The organism is Cupriavidus sp. SS-3, from assembly GCF_035818815.1.
In the GTDB taxonomy this organism is placed as follows: Bacteria; Pseudomonadota; Gammaproteobacteria; order Burkholderiales; family Burkholderiaceae; genus Cupriavidus; species Cupriavidus taiwanensis_C.
This window is the reverse complement of sequence record NZ_JAYLVT010000026.1, coordinates 69,245-87,155: the sequence shown is the minus strand read 5'-3', so window position 1 is coordinate 87,155 and position 17,911 is coordinate 69,245. Positions and strand designations below refer to the sequence as shown.

The following is a 17,911-nucleotide window of genomic DNA, read 5'->3' as shown; positions in this document are numbered from 1 at the left end:
TGGCCGCCCGCAAGCGGATGACAGCTCCGCGGGTCCGGCGGTTCAGCCGGCGCGCGGCGGTGCCAGCCGTGCCAGCAGCGCTTTCAGCGTGGCCTGCTCGGCCTCGCTGAGCGCCGAGCTGACGTGGGCGTCGTGCGCCTGGACTGCCTGCGTGGCGGCTTCGAGCGTGCGGCGGCCGGCCGGGGTCAGCACCAGGCTGTAGGCGCGCCGGTCGCCCGCGGCGGGGCGGCGCGCCACCAGCTTCATGGCCTCGAGCGCATCCACCAGCAGCACCGCGCCCGAGCGCGCGATGCCGAGGATCTGCGCCAGCTCGGTCAGCTTCAGGTGCGGGTTGCGCGAGATGATCACCAGCGCCGAGAAGCGCGGCGGGGTGATCTGCCATTGCGCCAGCGACTGCACGAAGTCTTCGTAGATGCGGATCTGCGCGCGGCGGATGGCATAGCCGACGAGGTTGTCGAGCACGCCGTAGTCGATGTTCGGCACATGCGGGTCGAAGCCGCCATCGGCGCCGTCGCCGGCGGCCGGGTCGGGCGCCAGCGCATCGCGCGTCCTGCGCCGCGCGGGCGCTGCGGCGGTGCGGGCCCGCCGCGCGGGGGTGGCGGGCGGGGTGCCGGATGCGTCGGGAATCATTTGAGCAGTTTCCAGTTGCCGTTCTCTATTGTCACCATAACCCGACCACGCTGGTCAAAGCCATAGTGGTCTTGCGCACTGAAGTTCAGCACCCCGTGCGAGACCACGATGTCGCGCTCGGTTTCCAGCGCGTGGCGCAGCGCCTGGCGGAAGGCCGGCGTGCCGGGGCGGGCCTGCTTGAGCGCCACCGGCACGATGCGCTCGAGCACCAGCCCGGCATCGTAGGCATGGGCGCCGAACTGCGTGCGGGTCTCGGCCCCGTACTGCTTTTCATAGCGGGTGACGTAGTCCAGCCCGGGCTTGCGCACCGGATCGCCGGCGGGCAGCTGCTCCGGCACGATCACCGGGCCGGCGGGCAGGATCGCGCCGTTGACCAGGCGCCCGCCGATGCGGATCAGGTCCTTGGTGGCCGCACCGTGGGTCTGGTAGAGGGTGCCGCCGTAGCCGCGCTCGCGCAGCGTGGTGTGCGGCAGCGCCGCGCCGGTGCCGGCGCCGGCGATCAGGATGGCATCGGGCCGGGCGGCGATCAGCTTGAGCGCCTGCGCGGTCACGCTGGTGTCGGCGCGGCCGTAGCGCTCGGTGGCGATCAGGCGGATGCCGTTGGCGGTGGCGGCGGCGGTGAAATCCTTCAGCCAGGTCTCGCCGTAGGCATCGGCAAAGCCGATAAAGCCGATGGTCTTGACGCCCTGGGTCTTGGCGGTGGCGGCCACGGCATTGGCCATCAGCCGCACCGGCTGCGCCAGCCGGAAGGTCCATGCGCCGCGCCCGGGCTTGAGTTCGATCGGCGAGAACGCCAGCTGTACGGTCTGGGCTTCGTCGGCGACCTCGGCAATCGCGATCGACGGCGCCACCGCGGACGAGCCCAGGATGATGTCGACCTTGTCCTCGGCGACGAAGCGGCGCGCCGCCTTGGCGCCCTGGGTCGGATCGGAGGCATCGTCCAGCACGATGTAGCGCACCGGCTCGCCGCCGATCTGCTGCGGCAGGTAGGCCAGCGTATTTTTTTGCGGGATGCCGAGGGAAGCGGACGGGCCGGTGGTCGACAGGCTGACGCCGACGGTGATGTCGGCCAGGGCGGTGGTGGCGGTGAAGGCCAGCAGGGCGGCCAGCGCGAGGCGGGTGAGCTCGGTCGGGGTTCGGGGTGCCATGGTTGTCTCCTCGGTCTGAATCATCTTATGTGTTTTCCATCCCGCTGGTCTGCTTCCCTCTCCCGCTTGCGGAAGAGGGAGTACACCCGCGGTCGAGATCAAGGCATCGCCTTACGCCTTGCCCTGCATCGACTGCCGGTCGAACCCCGCCAGCTGCTTGTACCGCAGCGAAATCGCTTCCAGCTCGGCGCGCGGGATCACCTGGTCGATATCGCTGAACCCCTGCGGCGCGCGCTCCTCGGCCAGCTGCATCACCTGCTCCGGCCCGTTCATGCGGTTGCGCAGCACGATGCCGGCGGTGCGCGGCAGGCGCTCGGCCTCGTATTCGCGCAGCGCGTAGCCGGTGTCGCGGGTGCCGAGCAGGCTGTCGACCAGGTAGCGCGCGTCGAGGATGGCCTGGGCGCTGCCGTTCGAGCCGATCGGATACATCGGGTGCGCGGCGTCGCCCAGCAGCGTGACGCGGTCGAAGGTCCAGCGCGGCAGCGGGTCCTTGTCGACCATCGGGAATTCGTAGATGGCCTCGGCGCCGTCGATCAGCGCGGGGATGTCGATCCAGTCCCACTGCCAGTTGGCAAACCGGGCGCGGAACACGGCTTTGTCGACCTGCTTGTTCCAGTCGCTGCGCGGCGGGGTGTCGGACACGCTGTCGGGCACGCGCAGCTCGGCAATCCAGTTGACCAGCGCGCGGCCCTGGCGGCGCAGCGGTTCGGAGATTGGGTAGGCGACGAACTTCTGGTCCTGGTGCCCGGCCATGAACATCGAGCGGCCGTCCAGGTAGGGCGGCGCCTCGGTGACCGCGCGCCACAGCAGCCGGCGCGAAAAGCGCGGCAGGTCGCCGCCGGGATAGAAATGGCGGCGCACCGCCGAATGGATGCCGTCGGCGCCGACCAGCACGTCGGCGCCGGACTCGACCGCGGCGTTGTCGGCGCGGCGGCGCAGCACGAAGCGCGCCTGGCCGCGCGCGCCGGTATCCAGCACGGACTCGAAACTGTGGCCGGTATGGATCGCGCCGGCCCCAAGGCGCTCGACCACGGTGCGGTGCAGCAGCATCTGGAATTCGCCGCGATGGATCGAGAACTGCGGCCAGTCATAGCCGGCGGCCAGCCCGCGCGGCTCATGCCAGATGCGCTGGCCCAGCTTGTTGTAGTACGACAGGGACGAGGTCTCGACGGCAATCGCGGCCAGCGCATCGCGCAGGCCCAGCTCGGACAGCACGCGCACGGCGTGCGGCAGCAGGTTGATGCCAACGCCCAGCGGGCGCAGCGTTTCGCTGGCTTCCCAGACCTCGGCCTCGATGCCGTGGCGGTGGCACAGCAGCGCCAGTGTCAGTCCGCCGATGCCGCCCCCGGCGATTGCGATTTTCATGGTGTCTCCCCGCGTGCAGGTCGCGCCGGGGCCGCGCACGCGGCGCCGCTCCCGGCGAATCGAATTTGTTATGGAGTATAACGATTCGACCGGTGGCGGCAAGACGGGGAAGACCCCGGCGCGGCGCGCCCGGGGTCGGGAAAAACCCGCGCTCAGCCCAGCGCGGTGCCTTCGGGCTTGGCTTGGGAGGTGGCCTGCGCCTTGAGCGCCGGCACCGGGAACACGATGTCGTACAGCCAGTTGTACACCAGCGCGTAGACCATGTAGAAGCCGGCCACGGCGATGTCCATGATGAGCGCGTCGATCAGGCTGATGTCGAGGTACCACGCCAGCGACGGCAGGAACACCACCAGCAGGCCCAGTTCGAACAGCACCGCGTGCAGCACGCGCACCGGCACCGACTTGCGCAGCTGGCCGGTGAAACGGAGCATGCCCTTGTCGAACAGCACGTTGTAGAGGTAGTTCCAGCCGGTGGCGACCAGCGAGGCGACCGCGCCGATCAGCCCCATCTGGTGCAGTTCATAGCCGAAGGCCCAGCTCGCCAGCGGGGCGAAGATCAGCAGGCCGACCACCTCGAAGCCCACGGCATGGCGGATCCGGTCCCTGGTATTGCGCATGATTTCTCCTTGCGGGCAAATACGATGGTGCCTAGTCTATCTGCTGGGCAGGGATTGCCAAGTTGGATACTATCGTCATAACAGATAGATGAAGGGGTGGGGTTACGTATGAGTCTCTCTCTGGAGCAATTGCAGGCCTTTGTCGCGGCGGCCGACACGGGCTCGTTCTCGGCCGCCGCGCGCCGGCTCGGCAAGGCCCAGTCGGTGGTCAGCGCGGCCGTGTCCAACCTCGAGATCGATGCCGGCAACGCGCTGTTCGACCGTACCGGCCGCTACCCGGTGCTGACCCCCGCAGGCGAACGGCTGCTGGCCGAGGCGCGCGTGATCCTGGAGCGCTGCGAGCATTTCCGCGGCGTGGCCAAGAGCCTGGGCGAGGGCGTGGAGACGCGGCTGGTGCTGGCGGTCGACGAGCTCTATCCGGAAGAGACACTGGGTGCGCTGCTGGTGGAGTTTTCCGGGCGCTTCCCGGCGGTGGAGCTGGAACTGCTGTTCCCGCTGATGGAGGACGTCAGCCGGCTGGTGCTGGAGGGCGGCGCCGACCTCGGCATCATGTGGCGCCAGGAAGTGCTGCCGCCGGAGCTGGGCTTCCATGCGCTCGGCTGGATGCCGATGCAGATCCTGTGCGCGCCCGACCACCCGCTGGCGTCGCAGCGGGTCGACTGGGAAGAGCTCAAGCGCTACCGCCAGCTGATGGTCGCGACCCGCACCGACAGCGAGGAAAAGATGCGCCTGCGCGTGGCCGCCGACGTGTGGTGGGTGGAAAGCCAGTGGGTGATCGTGGAGCTGGTCAAGCGCGGGCTGGGCTGGGCCTTCGTGCCGTGGCACGTGGTCGCCAATTCGCCGGCCGCGGCGCAGCTGGTGTCGCCGCCGCTGGCGTTCCAGCAGCAGGACTGGCCGGTGGCGATGGAGCTGGTGTGGCACAAGCAGCGGCCGCTGGGCAAGGCCGCCACCTGGCTGCGCGAGCGCATCTGCGCGCAGCCGCTGCCGAATGCCCCGCAGCGCGGCGCCTAGCGCTGGCCGACGGTGGCGGGAGCGGCGGCTGGCACGCTGGGACTCGCGCTGCCGCTACTACCTGCGGGCTGCGCGTGCCAGCCGCCGCCCAGCGCCTTGATCAGCACCACCGCCGCGGTGTACTGGCGGCCGGTGATCGACAGCGCGGTGCGCTCGGCGGTGTAGGCGCTGGTCTGCGCCGTCAGCACGTCGAGCAGGCCGGCGGTGCCGGCGCGGTAGCGGTTGTTCACCAGCGCCAGCGCCTCGCGCGCCGAGCGCAGTGCGTCGTTCTGCACCACCGCCTCCTGTTCCAGCAGCCGCTGCGCGGCGAGGTTGTCCTCGACTTCCTGGAACGCCCCCAGCACGGTCTGGCGGTAGTTGGCCACGGTCTGGTCGTAGGCCGCCACCGCCTGCGCCTTGGCCGCGCGGCGCGCGCCGCCGTCGAACAGGGTGCCGGCCAGGCCGCCGCCGATCGACCAGATCCGGTCCGGCAGCGACATCCAGCGCGCCAGCGTGCTGGCGGTCAGCCCGCCGCTGGCCGACAGCGACAGCGTCGGGTAGTAGGCCGCCTGTGCCACGCCGATCTGCGCATTGGCCGACGCCATGCGCCGCTCGGCCGCGCCGATGTCGGGGCGGCGCTCCAGCAGTTGCGACGGCACCGCGGCCGGCACGCGCGGCGGCGCGGCGCGGAACTCGCCGGCGGCCAATGACAGCGCCGCGGGCGGCTTGCCCACCAGCACGGCGATGGCATGCTCCAGCTGCGCGCGCGTGATCTGGATGTCGATCTGCTGCGCCTGCGCGCTCTTGAGCTGGGTCTCGGACTGCAGCACGTCGGAGCGCTGCGCGGTGCCCGCCGCGTACTGGTTCTGCACCAGCTGCAGCGACTTCTGGTAGTCGGCCACGGTGCGGTCCAGCAGCGCCTTCTGCGCATCCGCCACGCGCAGCAGGAAGTAGCTCTGCGCCAGCGTGGCCTGCGTCGACAGCAGCGTCGACGCCAGGTCGGCCTCGCTCGCCTGCGCGCTGGCCTCGCTGCTTTCGACCTGGCGCCGCACGCGGCCCCAGACGTCGAGCTCCCAGGTCGCGCCCAGCGTGGCGCTCTGGCCGTTGAGCGTGTTGCCGGTGGCATTGCGCGCGCGCGAGGCGCCGGCCTGCGCATCGACCAGCGGGAAGAAGCCGGCGCGGGCCGCCTGCAGCGACGCCACCGCCTGGCGGTACTGGGCCTCGGCCGCCTTGATGTTCTGGTTCGAGATCTGCACCTCGGCCATCAGCGCATCGAGCTGCGCATCGCCGAATACGGTCCACCAGTCGGGGCGCGCCAGCGCATCCTGCGGCTCGGCGGGCTTCCAGTCGCCGGTCCAGGCCGGGGTGGCAGTATCGGCCGCGGCTTCCTTGAATTCGGCCGACATCGGCGCGTCGGAGCGCTGGTAGTCGGGGCCGACGGCGCAGCCGGCCAGCAGCAGCGCGCATGCCAGTGGTACCGGCAGGGCCTGGGACAGGAAACGGGTAAGAGCATTCATGTCGAGTCTTCGCAAATCTAGACGGCGGCCGGCTGGTCCGGCGTGCCGGCGCTGCGGCGGCGCTGGCGCCAGGCCTTCACCTTGAGGCGCCAGCGGTCCAGCGTCAGGTAGACCACCGGCGTGGTGTACAGCGTCAGCAGCTGGCTCACCACCAGCCCGCCGACAATGGAAATGCCCAGCGGCGCGCGCAGCTCGGCGCCGTCGCCGCGGCCCAGCGCCAGCGGCACCGCGCCCAGCAGCGCGGCCATGGTGGTCATCAGGATCGGGCGGAAGCGCAGCAGGCAGGCGCGGTAGATGGCGTCGCGCGGCGACAGCCCCTCGCGCCGCTCGGCGTCGATGGCGAAGTCGATCATCATGATCGCGTTCTTCTTGACGATGCCGATCAGCAGGATCACGCCGATCAGCGCGATGATGCTGAAGTCGGTCTTCGAGGCCAGCAGCGCCAGCAGCGCGCCCACGCCGGCCGACGGCAGCGTCGACAGGATCGTCAGCGGGTGGACATAGCTTTCATACAGCACGCCCAGCACGATGTAGATGGTGATCAACGCCGCCAGGATCAAAATGGGCTGGCTCTTGAGCGAGTCCTGGAACGCCTTGGCGCCGCCCTGGAAGTTGGCGCGCAGCGTCTCCGGAGCGCCGATGCGCGCCATCTCGCGGTTGATGGCGTCGGTCGCCTGCGACAGCGAAGTCCCTTCGGCCAGGTTGAACGAGATCGTCGAGGCCGCGAACTGGCCCTGGTGGTTCACGCCCAGCGGCGTGCTGCTCGGCGTCACGCGCGCGAATGCGGCCAGCGGCACGCGGTTGCCGTTGCCGGTGACCACGTAGATATCCTTGAGCGCCTCGGGTCCCTGCAGGTATTCCTGGCTGAGCTCCATCACCACGCGGTACTGGTTCAGCGGATGGTAGATGGTCGACACCAGCCGCTGGCCGAAGGCATCGTTGAGCACCGCATCCACCTGCTGCGCGGTCACGCCCAGGCGCGAGGCCGCGTCGCGGTCGATGATCACCGAGGTCTGCAGGCCCTTGTCGTTGGTGTCGGTGTCGATATCCTCCAGCCCCTTCAGGTTGGACAGCGCCGCGCGCACCTTGGGCTCCCACGCGCGCAGCACCTCCAGGTCGTCGGACTGCAGCGTGAACTGGTACTGCGAGCTGCTCTGGCGTCCGCCGACGCGGATGTCCTGCACCGATTGCAGGAAGAGCCTCGCGCCCGGCTCCTTGGCCAGCTTGTCGCGCAGCCGCGCAATGATGGTGTCGGCCGATTCGCGCTGCGCCAGTGGCTTGAGCGTGACAAACATCTGCCCGGTATTGCGCTGCGAGCCGCCGGTAAAGCCGGTCACGTTCTCCACCGCCGGGTCCGACTGCACGATCTTGATAAAGCTGTCGAGCTTGCCGCGCATGGCCTGGAACGAGGTCGCCTGGTCGGCGCGGATAAAGCCGATCAGCCGCCCGGTGTCCTGGTGCGGGAAGAAGCCCTTGGGCACGATCACGTACAGGTACACGTTGAGCGCGATGGTGGCGATCAGCACCAGCCACACCAGCGGGCTGAAGCGCAGCGCGGTGGACAGCGAGCGCGCATAGCCGTCATGCAGCCACTGGAACATGCGCTCGGTGGCGCGGAAGAAGCGACCCTGCTGCTCCGGTTCCACCGGGCGCAGCATGCGCGCGCACATCATCGGCGTGGTGGTCAGCGAGACCACCAGCGATACCAGGATCGCCACCGACAGCGTGATCGCGAATTCCTGGAACAGCCGGCCGACGATGCCGCCCATCATCAGCAGCGGGATGAACACCGCGATCAGCGACAGGCTCATCGACAGCACCGTGAAGCCGACTTCGCGCGCGCCGCGCAGCGCCGCCGCCAGCGGCTTCATGCCTTCCTCGATATGGCGCGAGATGTTCTCCAGCACCACGATGGCATCGTCGACGACGAAGCCGGTGGCGATGGTCAGCGCCATCAGCGACAGGTTGTTCAGCGAGAACCCGGCCAGGTACATCACCGAGAACGTGCCGATCAGCGACACCGGCACCGCCACGCTGGGAATCAGGGTGGCGCGCACGTTGCGCAGGAATACGAACACAACCATGATCACCAGCGCCACCGAGATCATCAGCGTGTGCTCGACCTCGCGCAGCGAGGCGCGGATGGTGGGCGTGCGGTCCATCATCACGTCCATCGAGATCGCCGCCGGGATCATCTTCTGCAGCTGCGGCAGCATCTCGTTGACGCGGTCCACGGTCTCGATGATGTTGGCGCCGGGCGAGCGGTTCAGCACCAGCAGCACCGACGGCTTGCCGTTGGCCGAGCCGGCGTTGCGGGTGTCCTGCACCGAATCGACCACGTTGGCGACGTCGCGCAGCCGCACCGGCACCGCGAACGAATTGGGGCCGCTGGTGGCGCTGGTGCCGCCGGTGGCGCCGCTGGTGATGGTGGTGGTGCCGCTGCTGGTGGTCAGCGTGGTCACGGTGACGCCGTTGACCACCTTGGTGCTGACGCCGCCGCTGGCGGTGGCGTTGGCGGTGCTGGCGATCAGCGCGCCCGCCGACGCCGACGAGTACGTGCCCGGGGTGGCGTAGCGGATGATCAGCGGCAGGTAGTCTTCCGCCTTCATCGCCTGGTCGTTGGCGTAGACCTGCCAGTTGCTGCTGGCGTTTTCCAGCGTGCCCAGCGGCCGGTTGGCGTTGGTCGCGCTGATGGTGTTGCGCACGTCCTCGAGCGAGATGCCGTAGTTGTTCAGCGCAGTCGGGTTCAGTTCCACCCGCACCGCCGGCAGCGAGGCGCCGCCGATGGTGACCTGGCCCACGCCCTCGACCTGCGACAGCTTCTGCGCCAGGATGGTCGAGGCCGCATCGTAGAGCTGCCCGCGCGTCATGGTCGGCGAGGTCAGCGCGATGATCATGATCGGCGCGTCGGCGGGGTTGACCTTGCGGTAGGTCGGGTTGTTGGGCAGGCTGGTCGGCAGCGTCGCGCGCGAGGCGTTGATGGCGGCCTGCACGTCGCGCGCGGCGCCGTCGATATCGCGCGACAGGTCGAACTGCAGCGTCACGCGGGTCGAGCCGAGCGAGCTGCTGGAGGTGATCTCGGTCACGCCGGCGATGGTGCCGAGCGCGCGCTCCAGCGGCGTCGCCACGGTGGCGGCCATGGTTTCGGGGCTGGCGCCGGGCAGCGACGCCGATACCGAGATGGTGGGGAAGTCCACCTGCGGCAGCGGCGACACCGGCAGCAGCCGCAGCGCCGCGAGCCCCGCCAGCAAAATGCCGAGCGTGAGCAGCGCGGTCGCGACCGGGCGATGGATAAAGGCAGCCGAGAGATTCATGCTCAGACCGGCTCCTCGCCCGTGCCGCCTTCCTCCGGATCGCCGAAGCGGCGCTTGCGCCAGCCCTTCACGCGCGTCGCCACGCGGTCGAAGGCCAGGTAGATCACCGGCGTGGTGAACAGCGTCAGCACCTGGCTGAGCAGCAGGCCGCCGACCATGGTCACGCCCAGCGGCCGGCGCAGCTCGCTGCCGATGCCGGAGCCCAGCATCAGCGGCAGCGCCGCCAGCAGCGCCGCCATGGTGGTCATCAGGATCGGGCGGAAGCGCAGCAGGCAGGCCTGGAAGATCGCGTCGCGCGGATTCATGCCGCCTTCGCGCTCGGCCTCGAGCGCGAAGTCGATCATCATGATCGCGTTCTTCTTGACGATACCGATCAGCAGGATGATGCCGATGATGGCGATGATGCCCAGGTCCATCCCCGCCACCAGCAGCGCCAGCAGCGCGCCCACGCCGGCCGACGGCAGCGTCGACAGGATCGTGACCGGGTGGATGGTGCTTTCATACAGCACCCCCAGCACGATATACATGGTCACCACCGCGGCCAGGATCAGCCACAGCGTGTTCGACAGCGACGCGCGGAACGCCAGCGCCGCGCCCTGGAAGCTGGTCTGCATCGAGATCGGCAGCCCCAGCTCCTGCTCGACCCGGGTGATCTTGTCGACCGCCGCGCCCAGCGATGCGCCCGGCGCCAGGTTGAACGAGATCGTCGCCGCCGGGAACTGGCCCTGGTGGTTGATCACCAGCGGCCCGGTGCGCTCGGTGATGCGCGCGAACGCGCCCAGCGGCACCTGTCCGCCGGACGAGGAGGGCAGGCGCAGCTCGGCCAGCGATTGCGGGCTGGTACGGAATTCCGGCATGGTCTCGAGCACCACGCGGTACTGGCTCGACTGCGTGAAGATGGTCGACACCAGCCGCTGGCCGAAGGCGCTGTACAGCGCGCTGTCGATCACCGCGGTGGTGATGCCGAAGCGCGCCGCGGCGTCGCGGTCGATATCGACATAGGCGCGCAGGCCGTTGTTCTGCTGGTCGCTGGTGACATCGCGCAGCTCCGGCTCCTGGCGCAGGCGCTCCACCAGCTTCGGCACCCACGTCGCCAGCGTCTGGGGATCGGGATCTTCGACCGTGAACTGGTACTGCGTGCGCGAGACCTTGTCCTCGATGGTCAGGTCCTGCACCGGCTGCGTGAACAGCGACACGCCGCCGAGGTCGTGCACCGCCTGCTGCAGCCGCTGCGTCACCACGTCGATCGGATCGCGCTCGTCCTTGGGCTTCAGGTTGATCAGCATGCGCCCGGCATTGAGGGTGGCGTTGGTGCCGTCCACGCCGATGAACGACGATAGGCTGGCCACCGCCGGATCCTGCATCACCACCTTGGCCACGGCTTCCTGCTTGCGCGCCATCGCGCCGAACGAGGTGGTCTGCGCGGCTTCGGTGATGCCCTGGATCACGCCGGTGTCCTGCACCGGGAAGAAGCCCTTGGGCACCAGCAGGTACAGCAGCACCGTCAGCGCCAGCGTGGCCACCGCCACCACCAGCGTTGCCTTCTGGCGATCGAGCACCCATTCCAGGCCGCGCCCGTAGCGCTCGATCACGTTGTCGAAGAAGCGGCCGGTGGCGCGGTGGAAGCGCGACAGCTTCTCTTCCGGCACATGATGCAGCAGCCGCGCGCACATCATCGGCGTGAGCGTCAGCGACACCACCGCCGAGATCAGGATCGACACCGCCAGCGTGATCGCGAACTCGCGGAACAGCCGGCCGACCACGTCGCCCATGAACAGCAGCGGGATCAGCACGGCCACCAGCGAGAAGGTCAGCGAGATGATGGTGAAGCCAATCTGCCTGGAGCCCTTCAGCGCCGCCTGCATCGGCGAATCGCCTTTCTCGATGTAGCGCATGATGTTCTCGATCATCACGATCGCATCGTCAACCACGAAGCCGGTGGCAATGGTCAGCGCCATCAGCGTCAGGTTGTTGATCGAGAACCCGGCCAGGTACATGACCCCGAACGTGCCCACCAGCGACAGCGGCACCGCCACGCCGGGGATGATGGTGGCGGGGATATTGCGCAGGAACAGGAAGATCACCAGCACCACCAGCGCGATCGCCAGCAGCAGCTCGAACTGCACGTCCTCGACCGAGGCGCGGATGGTGGTGGTGCGGTCGGTCAGCAGCTGCACGTGCACCGACGCCGGCAGCGCGTTCTGCAGCTGCGGCAGCAGCGCCTTGATGCGGTCGACCACCTCGATCACGTTGGCGCCGGGCTGGCGCTGGATATTCAGCACGATCGCGGGCTTGTCGTTGGCCCACGCGGCCAGGCGGCTGTTCTCGGGGCCGTCGACGATCTCGGCCACGTCGGTGATGCGGATCGGCGCGCCGTTCTTGTAGCCCAGGATGATCTGGCGGTATTCGTCGGCCGAGCGCAGCTGGTCGTTGGCGTCGATGGTCGAGGCGCGTTGCGGGCCGTCGAAGCTGCCCTTGGCGCCGTTGACGTTGGACGCGCCAATCGCGGTGCGCAGGTCGTCGATCGACATGCCCAGCGACGCCAGCGCGGCCGGGTTGGCCTGGATCCGCACCGCGGGACGCTGGCCGCCGCTGATGGTGACCAGGCCCACGCCCTGGATCTGCGAGATCTTCTGTGCCACGCGCGTATCGACCATGTCCTGCAGCTTTGGCAGCGGCATGGTGTCGGAGGTCATGGCGATGGTCATGATCGGCGCGTCGGCCGGGTTGACCTTGCTGTAGACCGGCGGCATCGGCAGGTCGGACGGCAGCAGGTTGCTGCCGGCATTGATGGCGGCCTGCACCTCCTGCTCGGCCACGTCCAGCGGCAGCGTCAGCTCGAACTGCAGCGTGATCACCGACGCCCCCCCTGACGAGGACGACGACATCTGCTTGAGGCCCGGCATCTGGCCGAACTGGCGCTCCAGCGGCGCGGTGACCGACGAGGTCATCACGTCCGGACTGGCGCCGGGGTAGAGCGTGGTGACCTGGATGGTGGGATAGTCGACCTCGGGCAGCGCCGACAGCGGCAGCAGCCGGTAGGCCACCAGCCCGGACAGCAGGATGGCCAGCATCAGCAGCGCCGTGGCGACCGGGCGCTCGATGAAGAGGCGGGACGGGTTCATGCGGCGTCCTTACGGCTGCGGCGCGCGTGCGGTTGGTGCGCTGGCGCCGGCTTCGCGGTGGCGGCGGCGTTCGCCTTGCGGTGCCGAAGCACCTGCCGCGCCGGCATCGGCCTGCGCGCCGCTGGCACCGCCAGCACCGCCCGCACCATCGCGATGGCGCCGTCCGCGCGCGCGCGGCTGGCTGGCCGGCACCACCGCGGCGGCGCGCGCGGCCGGGTCGACGGTTTCGACCGTCATGCCTTCCTTGAGCCGGTCGGCGCCATCGACCACCACGCGCTGGCCAGGCTCGAGCCCCTTGAGCACCGCGCTACGGCTGCCGTCGCCGGGGCCCAGCTCGATCACCTGCACCTTGACCTGGCTGGCTTCGTCCACGGTATAGACGAAGGTGCCCTGCTGGCCGCGCTGGATCGCCGCCACCGGGATCACGGTGGCGTCCCTGAGCGTATCGACGCGCGTGCGCACGTTGACGAACTGGTTGGGGAACAGCATGCCGTCGGCATTGGGAAACACCGCCTTGAGCTTGACCGTGCCGGTGGTGGTGTCGATCTGGTTGTCGGTGGTCAGCAGCTCGCCTTCGCCCAGCTGATTGCGCACCTGGCGGTCCCAGGCCTGCACCGGCAGCTTCTCGCCGGCGTTGAGCTTCTTCAGCACCGACGGCAGGTTGTCCTCGGGGATGGTGTACATCACCGCGATCGGCTGGATCTGCGTGATCAGCGCGATGCCGTTGGTGTCGCTGGTATTGACGATATTGCCGGGATCGACCTGGCGCAGGCCGATGCGGCCCGACACCGGCGCCACGATCCTGGTATAGCCCAGTTGCAGGCGCGCGTTGGCAACGTTGCCCTGGTCGGTCTTGACCACGCCCTCGTACTGGCGCACCAGCGCGTCCTGGGTATCGACCTGCTGCTTGGAGATCGAATCCTGGCCCAGCAACGTGCGGTAGCGCTGCTGGTCCAGCCGCGCGTTCTGCAGCAGCGCCTGGTCGCGCGCCAGCTGCCCCACGGCCTGGTCGAGCGCGGCCTGGAACGGGCGCGGGTCGATCTCGGCCAGCACGTCGCCGGCCTTGACCATCTGGCCTTCCTTGAACAGTACCTTGAGCAGCGGGCCGGACACCTGCGCGCGCACGGTCACGTTCGAGACCGGGGTCACGTTGCCCAGCCCGTTCAGGACCACGTCCATGTCGCGCTGGGCCACGGTGGCGACCACCACCGGCGAGCGCGGCATGCCGGCCGGACCTCCTGGACCTCCCCGGCCTCCCGCCGCGGGTGCGCTGGCACCGCCGGGGCCCGCCGCGCTGCCCTGGGGGGTGTCGCCGCGGTGCGCATGCCAGTACCAGCCGGCCCCGGCCAGCAACAGCACCAGCAGCCCGGCATACAGCGGGCGCCGGTTCCGGCGCGGCGGTTTGCCGGACGGGTCGGGCGGGCGGGACGACGGGGAGGGGGAGGGGTGGGTTTGGCCTGGTTCGGGGTTGGACATGTCCGCAATCCTGGGAACGGCGCGCGCGGCGCACCGTCATGTGTTCTGCTGGCAAGTGACGATGCCGCAGTATGCCGCATCGCCATGGGTGCCGGCCGGCCTCGGGGGGCAGCGGGCCCGCAAGCGCCGGCGTGCCGGCGAGTGCCGCGCGGCGCGCATGGGCCGGCACCGGCGGCAAGTCATGCGGCAAGGATAATGTGCGGGCACGGACGCCCGTATTTCGGCGTCCGGCCGATTTATTACAGAGGATTACCAGGACCCCGGGTGTAACCTGCGGAAACAAAACCGTCCGGCCCCGCCGGCATATGTGGCGCCGGGGCTGACTATCATGTGCCTATGCGAACGAACCAGCCTACCCAGATCCTCGTCGTCGACGATGATCCCGAACTGCGCGACCTGCTGCGCGAGTACCTGACCCAGCAGGGCTTCGCCGTCTCGGTGATGCATGACGGCGACGGCCTGCAGGCGCGCCTGGAGCGCGAGCGGCCGGCGCTGATCGTGCTGGACCTGATGATGCCCAAGGTCGACGGCCTGACCGCGCTGCGCAACCTGCGCGCCCGCAACGACGATATCCCGGTGATCCTGCTGACCGCCCGCAGCGACGAGATCGACCGCATCGTCGGCCTCGAGATCGGTGCCGACGACTATCTCGGCAAGCCGTTCTCGCCGCGCGAGCTGCTGGCGCGCATCAACGCGGTGCTGCGCCGCAAGCTGGCGCGCCCGGCGGCGGCGCCCGAGGACCGCGAGTCGGTCGCGTTCGGCCCGTTCCGCGTCAACTTCCGCCAGCGCACGCTGACGCGTGCCGGCCAGGCGCTGTCGATCAGCGATACCGAGTTCGCGCTGCTCAAGCTGCTGCTGATGCATCCGCTCGAAGTGCTGTCGCGCGAGCGCATCGTCGAGCTGATGTACGGCAGCGCCAGCGGCATCAGCGACCGCGGCATCGACGTGCAGATCTGGCGCCTGCGCCGGCTGCTGGATGAGGACGCGCAGCGCCCGCGCTACATCCAGACCGTGCGCGGCCGCGGCTACACCTTCGTGCCCGACGAAGCGGAAGAGATTCCCGCGGGCCTCCCCGAATAACCCGGCGCCGGCGCCACCAGGATCTGCTTGCCGATGAAGTTGCGACGTATCGATACCCTGTTCGGCCGCATTGCGCTGCTGATCGCCGCGGTGCTGGTGATCAGCCATTTCTCGTGGCTGGCCATCCTGCGCATGGACCGGCGCCAGCAGCAGGTCGACTATTCGGTGGAGCAGATGCTGTTCCAGCTCGACAGCATCGAGCGCGCGCTCGATGCACGGCCGCCGGCCAGGCTGCCCAGCCTGGTGGAAACCGCCAACACCGCCGATGCCGACGAGCACGCCACCGCGCCCAAGGGCGGGCGCTCGCGCCGCCTGGTGGAGCAGTTCATCAGCCGGCTCCCGCAAGGCACCGAGATCCGCCTGGAGGACGAGACCACGCCGCGCATCTGGATCAAGCTGCCGAGCCGCGCCGACTGGATCGCGATGCCGATCCTGTGGGTCCACAACCCGCCGCCGGACAACCGGCTGGTGCCGGGGGTGATGCTGGTGGTCGGCGTGGCGATCGTGTTCGCCGTGCTGATCGCATGGCAGATCCAGCGGCCGGTGCGCGACATGGCCAACGCGGCCGCGCTGCTGTCGCGCCAGCACGCCGTGCCGCCGCTGCGCGAGCGCGGCCCGCACGAGCTGCGCCAGCTGATCGAGCGCTTCAACCGCATGGTGGCCGACCTCGCGCGCATCGACCAGGAGCGCAACACCATGCTGGCCGGCATCGCCCACGACCTGAAGACGCCGCTGGCGCGCCTGCGCCTGCGCGCCGAGATGCTGGCCGATCCCAAGGCCGCCGCGGGGGTCACGCGCGATGTCGATTCGATGGCGGCCATCGTCGAGCAGTTCCTGAGCTTCGCGCAGACCAGCGAGTCGACCGCGCGGCCGGTGCCGGTGGACCGGCGCGTCAACGAGCTGGCCGCCTCGCTGGCCGAGCAGGAGCGCCAGGTGGAACTGTCGCTGGGCGCGGGCGAGGGCTTCCGCATGATCGCCACGCACTTGGACCGCATCGTCGGCAACCTGGTCGACAACGCCTACGCCTATGGCAAGCCGCCGGTCAGCATCGCGACCTCGCGCACGCCGGACGGCTTCATGCTGGTGGTGGAAGACCGGGGCGTCGGCATTCCCGACGACGACAAGGAACGCGCCACGCTGCCGTTCGTGCGGCTGGACCCGGCGCGCGGCGGCAATGCGCATTCCGGGCTGGGGCTGGCGATCGTCGACCGGCTGGTGCGGCAGGCGGGGGGGAAGCTGAACCTGGTGAATGCCGACGGGGGCGGGCTGCGGGTGGAGATGCTGTTTGGGGCGGCTGGCGTGTGACTAAGCAGCTTGTTTGCTCCCCTCTCCCGCAAGCGGGAGAGGGAGTACGCCGCCGGCGTGCTGACTTGGTCAGCCGTTGCGTTTGCCAGCGGCCTGCCTGCTTCAAACCTTCTTCTTCTCCCCGATCCGGCTTTCCTTCCCCGCCAGCAGCTTGGCAATGTTCTGCCGGTGCCGCGCAATCAGCAGCACGCTGATGACGAAGATCGCGCCGGCCATCACGTCGACGCCGTTCATCAGCACATGGAAGAACGGCGCGAAGATCGCGGCCACCAGCGCGGCCAGAGACGAATAGCGGAAGAAGAAGGCGATGATCAGCCAGGTGGCGAGCGTGCCCAGGCCCAGGACGGGGTTGATCGCCAGCAGGATGCCGGCCGCGGTGGCAACGCCCTTGCCGCCGGCGAAGCGGTGGAATACGGGGAACAGGTGGCCCAGGAACACCGACAGCGCAACCATGGCCAGGCCGGTGTCGTTGAGGCCGTACGCCGGGCCGAAGCGCGCCGCCAGCCAGACCGCCAGCCAGCCCTTCAGGGCATCGCCGATCAGCGTCAGGATGGCCGCCTTCTTGTTGCCGGTGCGCAGCACGTTGGTGGCGCCGGGGTTGCCCGAGCCATAGGAGTGCGGATCCGGCAGCCCCATCAGCTTGCTGACGACCACAGCGAAGGAAACGGAGCCGATCAGGTAAGCGGCAAGGGCAAAAAGCAGATTGGCCATGTGGAGTGGGATGTTTTCAGGCTGGCGCGATTGTAGCGCGGCAGGGGCCTGGCCACGACCGTGACTACCCGGATTGGCGTGGAGGCTTGCTTCGGTCTGGACCGGCGCCACGCGGCCGGCAAGTTCAGTCCGGCAGCGCGCACTGCACCGGCTGGGCCTCGAGCAGCGCGGGCAGCAGCCTCGGGTCCAGGCTGACCAGGTAGCCGCGGCGCCCGCCGTTGATATAGATGCGCGCCAGTTCCAGCACGGTCGCTTCCACATACACCGGCATGCGCTTCTTCGTGCCGAACGGCGAGGTGCCGCCCACCAGGTAGCCGCTGTGCCGCTGCGCCACCTCGGGCTTGCAAGGCTGCACGCTCTTGCGCCCGGTCTGGCGCGCCAGGTTCTTGGTCGAGACCGAGCAGTCGCCGTGCATCAGCACCACCAGCGGCTGCGCGCGCTCGTCTTCCATGATCAGGGTCTTGACCACGTCATGCTCGGGTACGCCCAGCTGGCGCGCCGATTCGCCGGTGCCGCCGTGCTCGACATAGTCATAGGGGTGTTCGCCGAAGGCCACGCCGTGCTTGCGCAGGAACTGGGTGGCAGGGGTTTCGGAGACGTGCTTGGTCTTGCTCATGGCGATCGCTGTGTGCC

13 protein-coding genes are annotated in these 17,911 nt (G+C 69.3%); 3 read left to right on the top strand and 10 right to left on the bottom strand.

What is annotated here, in order from left to right; all coding sequences use genetic code 11:
- Positions 1–42: 42 nt before the first annotated feature.
- The 4 genes from U9J39_RS27815 to U9J39_RS27800 all read right to left on the bottom strand — a co-directional run bounded on the left by U9J39_RS27815 (position 43) and on the right by U9J39_RS27800 (position 3,760).
- Positions 43–630 carry a MarR family winged helix-turn-helix transcriptional regulator gene (locus U9J39_RS27815; protein WP_115708296.1) on the bottom strand — a complete coding sequence of 196 codons (588 nt, stop codon included), beginning with the start codon at positions 628–630 and terminating at the stop codon, positions 43–45.
- Positions 627–1,778 carry an ABC transporter substrate-binding protein gene (locus tag U9J39_RS27810; RefSeq protein ID WP_326348649.1) on the bottom strand — a complete coding sequence of 384 codons (1,152 nt, stop codon included), beginning with the start codon at positions 1,776–1,778 and terminating at the stop codon, positions 627–629. The genes U9J39_RS27815 and U9J39_RS27810 overlap by 4 nt, the downstream gene beginning before the upstream one ends.
- Before the next feature lie 111 nt (positions 1,779–1,889).
- Complete coding sequence (locus U9J39_RS27805; protein WP_116312189.1) at positions 1,890–3,143, bottom strand: flavin-dependent oxidoreductase; 1,254 nt, start codon at positions 3,141–3,143, stop codon at positions 1,890–1,892.
- Positions 3,144–3,295: 152 nt separating this feature from the next.
- A complete protein-coding gene (locus U9J39_RS27800; RefSeq protein WP_115708301.1) occupies positions 3,296–3,760 on the bottom strand; it encodes a PACE efflux transporter in 465 nt (154 codons plus the stop codon).
- A 108-nt stretch (positions 3,761–3,868) separates the two neighbouring features.
- Here U9J39_RS27800 and U9J39_RS27795 point away from each other — a divergent pair, with 108 nt between their 5' ends.
- Complete coding sequence (locus U9J39_RS27795; RefSeq protein WP_115679469.1) at positions 3,869–4,771, top strand: LysR family transcriptional regulator; 903 nt, start codon at positions 3,869–3,871, stop codon at positions 4,769–4,771.
- On the opposite strand, the gene U9J39_RS27790 is transcribed toward U9J39_RS27795, so the two are convergent.
- The 4 genes from U9J39_RS27790 to U9J39_RS27775 are packed head-to-tail and all read right to left on the bottom strand — an operon-like array spanning position 4,768 to position 14,182.
- Entirely contained in the window at positions 4,768–6,267 is a 1,500-nt protein-coding gene (locus U9J39_RS27790) for an efflux transporter outer membrane subunit (RefSeq protein ID WP_326348648.1), read from the bottom strand. The two genes, U9J39_RS27795 and U9J39_RS27790, sit on opposite strands and share 4 nt — an antisense overlap.
- A gap of 17 nt (positions 6,268–6,284) precedes the next feature.
- A complete protein-coding gene (locus U9J39_RS27785; RefSeq protein WP_326348646.1) occupies positions 6,285–9,581 on the bottom strand; it encodes an efflux RND transporter permease subunit in 3,297 nt (1,098 codons plus the stop codon).
- A gap of 2 nt (positions 9,582–9,583) precedes the next feature.
- Positions 9,584–12,706, bottom strand: coding sequence for an MdtB/MuxB family multidrug efflux RND transporter permease subunit (locus tag U9J39_RS27780; RefSeq protein WP_115708305.1), 3,123 nt, complete (start codon positions 12,704–12,706; stop codon positions 9,584–9,586).
- Between the two features lie 9 nt (positions 12,707–12,715).
- Positions 12,716–14,182: an MdtA/MuxA family multidrug efflux RND transporter periplasmic adaptor subunit gene (locus tag U9J39_RS27775; protein ID WP_326348645.1), complete on the bottom strand. Its 1,467-nt coding sequence runs from the start codon at positions 14,180–14,182 to the stop codon at positions 12,716–12,718.
- A gap of 336 nt (positions 14,183–14,518) precedes the next feature.
- Here U9J39_RS27775 and U9J39_RS27770 point away from each other — a divergent pair, with 336 nt between their 5' ends.
- Together U9J39_RS27770 and U9J39_RS27765 are read left to right on the top strand one after the other, a co-directional pair.
- Complete coding sequence (locus U9J39_RS27770) at positions 14,519–15,262, top strand: response regulator (RefSeq protein ID WP_111518539.1); 744 nt, start codon at positions 14,519–14,521, stop codon at positions 15,260–15,262.
- Positions 15,263–15,295: 33 nt separating this feature from the next.
- Positions 15,296–16,567 carry an ATP-binding protein gene (locus tag U9J39_RS27765; RefSeq protein ID WP_116312192.1) on the top strand — a complete coding sequence of 424 codons (1,272 nt, stop codon included), beginning with the start codon at positions 15,296–15,298 and terminating at the stop codon, positions 16,565–16,567.
- Between the two features lie 102 nt (positions 16,568–16,669).
- Here U9J39_RS27765 and plsY read toward each other — a convergent pair whose 3' ends face one another.
- Positions 16,670–17,278 carry a glycerol-3-phosphate 1-O-acyltransferase PlsY gene (gene plsY / locus U9J39_RS27760; protein ID WP_115708308.1) on the bottom strand — a complete coding sequence of 203 codons (609 nt, stop codon included), beginning with the start codon at positions 17,276–17,278 and terminating at the stop codon, positions 16,670–16,672.
- A gap of 124 nt (positions 17,279–17,402) precedes the next feature.
- Positions 17,403–17,894: an aminoacyl-tRNA deacylase gene (locus U9J39_RS27755; RefSeq protein ID WP_116312193.1), complete on the bottom strand. Its 492-nt coding sequence runs from the start codon at positions 17,892–17,894 to the stop codon at positions 17,403–17,405.
- Positions 17,895–17,911: the final 17 nt, after the last annotated feature.